The sequence below is a fragment of the Polaribacter sp. 2405UD43-2 genome (assembly GCF_058147125.1).
Genome location: NZ_JBYVJX010000080.1, coordinates 1 through 242, shown reverse-complemented (window position 1 = coordinate 242; position 242 = coordinate 1). Strand labels below are relative to the sequence as shown.

Below are 242 nucleotides of genomic sequence, written 5' to 3'. Positions count from 1 at the left end.
ATCTAAAGTACTAAAATTACAATCTCTTTTTCTTTTTACATAATATGGTGATACATTCCACAACCCTCCTTCGTCAGTTGGGTCTAATCTATATTTCTGTATTAATGAAATAGTTGCAAAAGAAATTCCATAACCTTTACCAAAAGCTTCATCTTCAACTAACATTCCAAATACGGATCCAATTTTTGAAGAATAATTACTCTTTAATTCTGCAAAAGAAAATCCAATTTGAAAAATCATTT

1 protein-coding gene is annotated in these 242 nt (G+C 28.1%); it reads right to left on the bottom strand.

What is annotated here, in order from left to right:
• Window positions 1-242, bottom strand: a 242-nt coding sequence (locus tag ACY2RX_RS14825) for a hypothetical protein (RefSeq protein ID WP_490104741.1), incomplete at both ends; no start/stop codon positions are given.